Source organism: Candidatus Egerieousia sp. (genome assembly GCF_056211015.1).
Window position 1 is genome coordinate 1 of record NZ_JBAELF010000103.1, and the last position, 7,274, is coordinate 7,274.

The 7,274-nt window shown below is 46.2% G+C and carries 7 protein-coding genes; 2 read left to right on the forward strand and 5 right to left on the reverse strand.

Annotated elements, in window-relative coordinates; translation table 11 throughout:
- From AC06L3_RS07260 to dnaN, 5 genes are all read right to left on the reverse strand, one after another.
- A partial coding sequence (locus AC06L3_RS07260; RefSeq protein WP_475669952.1) for an acetylxylan esterase occupies window positions 1–707 on the reverse strand: 707 nt, incomplete at its 3' end.
- A 43-nt stretch (window positions 708–750) separates the two neighbouring features.
- Window positions 751–1,857 (reverse strand): ABC transporter substrate-binding protein, encoded by a 1,107-nt coding sequence (locus tag AC06L3_RS07265; RefSeq protein WP_475669953.1) that lies wholly within the window; start codon window positions 1,855–1,857, stop codon window positions 751–753.
- Window positions 1,854–2,318, reverse strand: coding sequence for a hypothetical protein (locus AC06L3_RS07270; RefSeq protein WP_475669954.1), 465 nt, complete (start codon window positions 2,316–2,318; stop codon window positions 1,854–1,856). Before AC06L3_RS07270 ends, AC06L3_RS07265 begins: the two co-directional genes overlap by 4 nt.
- Window positions 2,315–3,085: an exonuclease domain-containing protein gene (locus AC06L3_RS07275; RefSeq protein WP_475669955.1), complete on the reverse strand. Its 771-nt coding sequence runs from the start codon at window positions 3,083–3,085 to the stop codon at window positions 2,315–2,317. The genes AC06L3_RS07270 and AC06L3_RS07275 overlap by 4 nt, the downstream gene beginning before the upstream one ends.
- 21 nt (window positions 3,086–3,106) lie before the next feature.
- Window positions 3,107–4,231: a DNA polymerase III subunit beta gene (dnaN, locus tag AC06L3_RS07280; RefSeq protein ID WP_475669956.1), complete on the reverse strand. Its 1,125-nt coding sequence runs from the start codon at window positions 4,229–4,231 to the stop codon at window positions 3,107–3,109.
- Between the two features lie 118 nt (window positions 4,232–4,349).
- Between dnaN and AC06L3_RS07285 the strand changes: the two genes are divergently transcribed.
- Both AC06L3_RS07285 and AC06L3_RS07290 read left to right on the forward strand, forming a co-directional pair.
- On the forward strand, window positions 4,350–5,579 hold the full coding sequence (locus AC06L3_RS07285; protein ID WP_475669957.1) for a S1C family serine protease: 1,230 nt from the start codon (window positions 4,350–4,352) through the stop codon (window positions 5,577–5,579).
- 131 nt (window positions 5,580–5,710) lie between these two features.
- The gene (locus AC06L3_RS07290; RefSeq protein ID WP_475669958.1) at window positions 5,711–6,568 is read left to right on the forward strand and encodes a sigma-70 family RNA polymerase sigma factor; all 858 of its coding nucleotides are present in this window, start codon (window positions 5,711–5,713) and stop codon (window positions 6,566–6,568) included.
- The last annotated feature ends 706 nt before the right edge of the window (window positions 6,569–7,274 follow it).

Below are 7,274 nucleotides of genomic sequence, written 5' to 3' on the forward strand. Positions count from 1 at the left end.
CCGTGAACACCTATTTCAAGAACAACGAAGCCTTCCTTTGCAAGATCGTTAGGGCCGCTGAATGCACGTACCGTTGCACCTGGCAGACGTAGAATTGCCGGGAGTTTCTCGCCTTCCTTGCGTGTTGTTGGCACTGTAAGCACACCATATACGTAATTACCGGGCTTGTATGACTGAATCTGAACGAAATATACATCGGCGGCGGCTGTACTCTGTTCTTTGCTCCAGGTACATTTGCTTATCATCGGAACTTTTTCACTCTTTTCCAGAGTCTTATCCCAGAACTCCTTGAAATCATCCGGCAGAGTGGTCGTAGGCAGGATTGAATATGGCTCGAAGCCAAGATTTGTCATACCCTTGTATTCTACACCGTCATACTTCACAACAGTGTTCACAGTGATGAACCCCGGTTTCTTTGCACCCGGAAACTTGATTTTTGCAACACCGTTCTTGTCTGTGGTAGCCTTTCCGGTGAAAACCGGAGCGTTCTTCTCAGGACCGTATGAATACTCAATTACGGTATTCGGCATCATGACATTCTCCTTTACTGCGTACAGGGTAATGTTCACTGTCTCGCCGCATTTATAAATCCAATCCTCGTGATCCGGCTGAGCAACCGGAGTCACATATTGTTTCGATGGCTGAGCAAAAACAGTACCGACACTCAACAGAATGGCGGTCAACGCCAGTAAAAGTCCTTTTTTCATATACTTGAATTATTTTATTATTCTACTGCGATAGTATGTTAATTCACTGAAGTTTCCTGTGATAGAACAATTCTCCGTTATCATTGAAGATTTCAGGGTGTAGGATCATGGCCAGGTCCTTGAGGATGAGCTCGGGATGGACATAGCCGCTTTCCCAGATGTCGGAGCCTCCGTTCTCGCGCTGGCGGAGGTTGTTGTTGTAAACCTGAAGGTTCTTCACAGCCGGTATGTCACTGAGCAGAGGGTTCTGTTCAATGACTTCAAATATTGTTGTTGCAGTATTCGGATTGAACCATACCTGTGCCTGTGAGGCAAGCGCCAGCATTCTCTCAAGACTTTCCGTACTGGAATTCACTGCATCGGGTTTTGAACCAAGTATCTGTCCTCCTGCATCATTTATCATTCTTGCCGTGTAATTGCGCCCGCCGGGTATGTACCATATACCCTTGAAAGGAGCGTTCATCAATACTTTCACTTTCTCTGAACCGCTTAAGGCCCTGGCAATTGAATCACGTATGGCATTGTATTTTTCCGCACCTGTATTGTAGATGGACTCCGCCTGTGCCGTATGTCCTGTTATTGCGCCGAACAGCTTGATGTATGCCATCCGGCCAAGTGGTGAAGCTTCAAGGTAATCGTCAAGAACGAGGACCGTGAGACCGTATCTGCGCAGCGTTTCTATGTAACTGTTGTCGGAACCGCTTATTCCGTATGCCGTTACAAGAGTAGGCTTGAGCGCGATTATCATTTCATAGTCAGGAAGAGACTCGGAACCTACTTCCTGTATCAGACCCATTTGGATTCTGTCCTGAAGCTGAGGATTGTAAATGAATCTGGTACCTGCTATTCCAACAATGTTGTCCTGGCAGCCAAGTTCACAAAGGAAAGCGGCATGTGATGATGACATGCATACAATCCTTTCTGTGTTGATTGAGGAAATGTCATAAGATTCGCTGCGGCCGTTGTTCCAGACTTCCTTTATGGTAAGGATATTGTTCTGTTCGTCAATGGAAAAATATTCGCTTTCGTCTGAAACAGATATTGAATTGCACGCTTCGCTGTCACTTGCATTGCTGCTGCCATTGCCGCAGGCGCAGATATGGCACAACACTGCCAGAAAGAGAATAAGTTTGGCCAGAGTTTTCTTCATTTTACACTGAACTTTATGTCCATGAAACTGTAGCCTTCGCCTCTGGAAAGCTTGCGCTGCTCATTTTCCAGAGCTATGCATACCATATCTCCGCTTTTCAATGAGCAGAGGGAACTGATATTGCTGAAGGCCTGTTCAAGCTCGGGAATGTAATTTGCCAGACTATCGCCGGTGGAAGAGGAAGGACTTACAAATGTGCTGAAATCAAGCGACTGACCCATGCAGAAAGGCAGCCGGTCTGTGTACAGATATACTCCGTGACCGCCGGTGCTGTAGTATCTTTTTGCGAATACCGGGGCTACGCTTTTGGCGTTTTTGTCAATCCTTATGTATGCAAAAGGAACAGGAATCACGTAGTCCAGGCCGTCTGGTAGCCAGTAATCCGAACAGTCCTTGTTCAGAGTGGCATCCGGGCGCAGGAACCAGTTTCCGCTTGTTCTGTCTGACACGAAAATGTTCATTTCCTGAGCATCTTTATTTTCAATTCGGTAAACACCTTCTTTGTGTCAAGCGTGAAGTCCCCTTGCATTATCCAGGCATAGTAGCTCGGCTCTTCACGGAGAACCTGCTCAACGGCCTTTCCCTTGTGCTTGCCGAAATTGATTACAGGTATGTCCTTGTTGTTGAGGACAATCCTTCCTGCATAATCCAGGTTTCTGTTCTTGAGCGAGAAGTCCGCAAGAAAGCCTATGTCGTTCTTCAATGTATCCTGGTATCTGTCAAGCTGCGCCTTGAGCACTTCGTATGTGGCAAGAGTGTCGGCCTCTGCGCTGTGAGCCTGCTCCAGGTCCTTGTTGCAATAGAATCTGTATGCGGCAACAAGGGTTCTCTGTTCCATTTTGTGGAATATGTTCTGTACGTCAACGAGCTTGCGCTTCCTGAAATCGAAGTCAACACCTGCTCTGAGGAATTCTTCCGCCAGGAGAGGAATGTCGAACTTTATGGAATTGTATCCTCCAATGTCACATCCTTCCATCCACTGGGCCAGACTCTTTGCTATCTGCTTGAAAACAGGGCAATCCTTTACGTCTTCATTCGATATTCCGTGAACTGCCTGCGCCTCCGGGGAGATGGGGATTGTTGGATTGATCTTCTTTGTCTTTATCTCCTCCCTTCCGTCGGGCATCACCTTTACCGCACTTATTTCTACAATCCTGTCCCTGGCTATGTCAAGACCTGTGCTTTCTATATCAAAAAACACTATGGGATTCTTAAGATTCAGTTCCATATTATTTATGTACCTCCAATACTAGTTGATTCTCATTGGCATAAGCAGAGCGCGGATTGCTTCGTCAGGGTTTTCGTCCACTGCCGCTTCAATCAAGGCGGCTCTGTTGGAGTCTGAAAGCTTTATGCAGATATCATCGTATGGAAGTGATGACAGGATTTCAATGAGGAAAGTTGATTTGAAGCTTATTTCCATAGGAATGCCTTCATAGTTGCACAGAATGGTTTCCTTTGCGCTTGTTGAGAAGTCAACATCCTGGGCGGTGATTTCAATCCTGTTCATGCTCAAACGGAAAATGATCTGGGCGGTTGCCTGGCTTGAGCATACGGCCACACGCTTTGAGGCGTTGAGCAGTTCGGTTCTTGAAACTGTTATGACATTGGTGTTGTTCTTGGGAATGATGCTCCTGTAAGCAGGGAATGTTCCTTCAACCAGTCTGCACACAACTGTTGTGTCAGCAAATGTGAAGCAGGCGTTCTTGTTGTCGAATGAAATCACAACATCGGTGTCACCGAGCTTTGCCAGAGCACCTCTCAATATATTGGCCGGTTTCTTAGGCAGAATGAAAGAAGCCTTTTCACTCAGTTTGACATCATTCCTTATGAAGCATACAAGCTTGTGGGCGTTCGATGCAACAAGAGTGGTGTCATCTTCCGTGATGTCAAAGAAGATACCGTTCATTACAGGCCTGAGTTCCTCTTCGGCCGTTGCATATATGGTTCCGTTGATTCCGTCTGCAAGAACCTTTGCGTCCATTACAAGAGCCTTTGCTTCCTTGAGAGCAGGAGCCTGAGGATATTCCTCAGCGGAAAGGAAAGGAATCTGTGCGTTTCCGCTCTGCCATACTATGTTTGCAATCTGTTTGTCTGCATTGGTTGAGAACTCGATTGGCTGTGTAGGCAGCTCCTTGATTGCGTCTGTGAGAAGTTTTGCAGGTACTGCTATTTCACCTTCTTCCGCAACTTCCTCTATCTGTATTGCACTCCTGATGGTTGTTTCCATGTCAGATGCGGTGACTGTAAGTTTGTTTTCATCGAGTCTGAAAAGGAAATTGTCCAGAATCGGGAGGGAGTTCTTTGATGCTATCACTCTTGATGTTGTAAGGAGCAATTGCAGCAAGTCCGTACTTGAAACTATGAATCTCATATTATTTTTATTTTAATTTGTTTTCAAATTGAACATTATATATCTAACCAAGCAAAGATAATAAAAAACGGCATAATTTTTGCGAAAAGAATTCCGGTTTTTTTAAATATTTCAGCTTATGAAAAAAAATATTCTGATTGTATTGGCAAGTGTTGTTGTCAGTTGTGTCTGTTCGGCTGCCATTGCACGCCATTCCTGTATGAACGCATCACGTCCGGGTGAATCTGAAAACTGTTCCACTGCGTCCGCTCTGGAATATGACGGAGTGTTCGCAGGTAATGCACCTGATTTTGTATATGCGGCTGAACACAGCGTTGATGCCGTGGTGAACGTGAAAGTTGTCAAACAGACAGCCGTTCCGCGCAATATGTCATTTTTGCAGCAATTTTTCGGTTACGACATTCAGCCTCAGCAATCCTTGAGCAGCGGCTCGGGAGTAATCATAACTCAGGACGGATATATCGTTACCAACAGTCACGTAGTTGAGGGAAGCACTCAGCTGCTGGTAACTTTGAACAGCCAGAAATCATACTCTGCAAGCGTTGTGGGCAGCGATCCCGTTACGGACATTGCTCTTATCAAGATAGAATCGGACAGCCTTCCAACCATTCCCATGGGCGATTCCGACAGCCTGCGTCTTGGTCAGTGGGTGCTTGCAATAGGCTGCCCTTACAGCATGAACAACACCGTTACAGCCGGAATAGTAAGTGCAAAGGGCAGGGCTCTTGACAATGGAAACGGCAACAAGATAGAGTCATACATCCAGACCGATGCGGCAGTGAATCCGGGCAACAGCGGCGGCGCTCTTGTGAACCTCAAGGGGGAGCTTGTAGGTATCAATACTGCGATAGCTTCACCTACAGGAGCCTTTGCAGGCTACTCATTCGCAGTCCCTTCAACAATTGTGAAGAAAATAGTTGCCGACCTGCTTCAGTACGGCAAGGTGCAGAGAGCCCAGCTCGGAGTCATGATGACCACACTCAACACAGAAGTGGCAAGATATCTTGGAGTGAGCGACAAGACACAGGGAGCAGTTGTCACGGAACTTGTGCAGAACGGACCTGCGCAGAAGGCGGGCATCAAGGTGAATGATATCATCACAGCAGTTGACGGCCACAAGATCACTTCCGCAAACGAGCTTCAGGAAAGGATCAATATCCACCGACCTGGCGATGGTGTGAATATCAGCGTGTCGCGTGACGGAAAGCAGCTTGACATTCAGCTTGTACTGCAGGCAATGGATTCCAACGAGTATATGGGCAACAGGCAGATGATGATGCGCCAGTACCAGCAACAGCCTCAGAGGCAGCCTCAATATGGCAATCCCGATCCATTTGGCTGGTTTTAGCAAGTAGCACAAGTTTCGCAAGCATTTAGTTTATTGTCTTTCAAAAACTCGCGAGGGCTTGCGAAACTTGAGTCAAATAAGTTTTGGATTTTAGGGAAATAAGCTTATTTTTGCGGGCTTATTATAGTACAATGAGGCAGTTAAAAATAACTAAATCAATTACCAACAGAGAGAGCGCATCTCTGGACAAGTACCTGCAGGAGATAGGCAGGGAGGAACTTATAACCGTAGAGGAAGAGGTTGAGCTGGCCCAAAGAATCAGAAAGGGTGACCAGGAAGCACTGGACAAACTCACAAGAGCCAATCTTAGGTTTGTAGTATCAGTGGCTAAACAGTACCAGAACCAGGGTTTAAGTCTTCCGGATCTTATCAATGAGGGTAACCTCGGACTCATCAAGGCTGCTGAGAAATTTGATGAGACAAGAGGATTCAAGTTCATTTCATACGCCGTTTGGTGGATCAGACAGTCCATCCTCCAGGCTTTGGCTGAACAGTCCCGTATTGTAAGATTGCCTTTGAACCAGGTGGGGTCCTTGAACAAAATCAACAAGGCGCTGTCACAGTTCGAGCAGAAGAACGAACGCATGCCTTCACCGGATGAGCTGGCTGAAATGCTGGATATCCCAAGAGAGAAGATTGTTGATTCACTCCGCGTAAGCGGCCGTCACGTATCAGTTGACGCTCCGTTCGTTGAGGGTGAGGAAAACAGCCTTCTGGATGTCCTTCCAAACACAGATTCTCCGAATGCGGACAGAGGTCTTGTTAACGAGTCATTGAACAAGGAGATAGAAAGGTCACTATCAACTCTTACAGAGCGCGAGCGTGACATTGTGAAGTATTTCTTTGGAATCGGAACTCAGGAAATGACTCTTGAGGAGATTGGCGAGTATTTCGGTCTCACGCGTGAGCGCGTAAGACAGATAAAGGAGAAAGCCATCCGCAGACTCAGACATAGCGCACGAAGCAAATTGCTCAAGAGCTATTTGTAGAAAAACAAAACCGGTCAGAAAATCCTGGCCGGTTTTTTCATGAGCCTTCTTCCTGACTTTATACATCACCTCAGAATAATGAATATCCGGAGGGTGTCCTGAATCTCATTTATGGTGATGCAAGTCACCCAGTAATCTTTTGCAGTTATACAGAATATTGAAATCAATCAATTCCACAGTTGGCTGAAAATTTCTATCAATGTTAGGTAGCAGCTGTGGCTTTCGTATGGCATCTTTGTGCCTAGTCATGGCTGAACCGAAAATCACCGTCCACGCTGATGGGCCTTGAATGGCCTTGTGAGGCGGATTGGCGTGGAGGTTGAGGCAAAATTGCCTCATCGTCCACGCGTAACCTTGTCAGAGTGTGGTTTAGGATGTACCATTGTGGACGTTGAATTTCGGTTTAGGCAAAATGGAAGGATTTTTGAAGATATCGTTGAAAATTCCGGGCTTACTATTGTGCAAACAAATAATTTGCCTTAATTTAGCAGTTGAGTCGGCCACTTGAGGCGGCGGGTTAAGTGAATGAGAATAAGTGACAGAAAGATGCGTCAGCTGGCATCGGAATTCGCTCTATTTCACCCGGTGACTGATTTTTGAGGGCTATTTTGACTGATTTCAACTGAAAAGGCCTTACCTTTGCCATGTTGAACGGCACAAATTATGGATATTGAACAGAGTAAGCTAACGGTCGATCAGATAATAG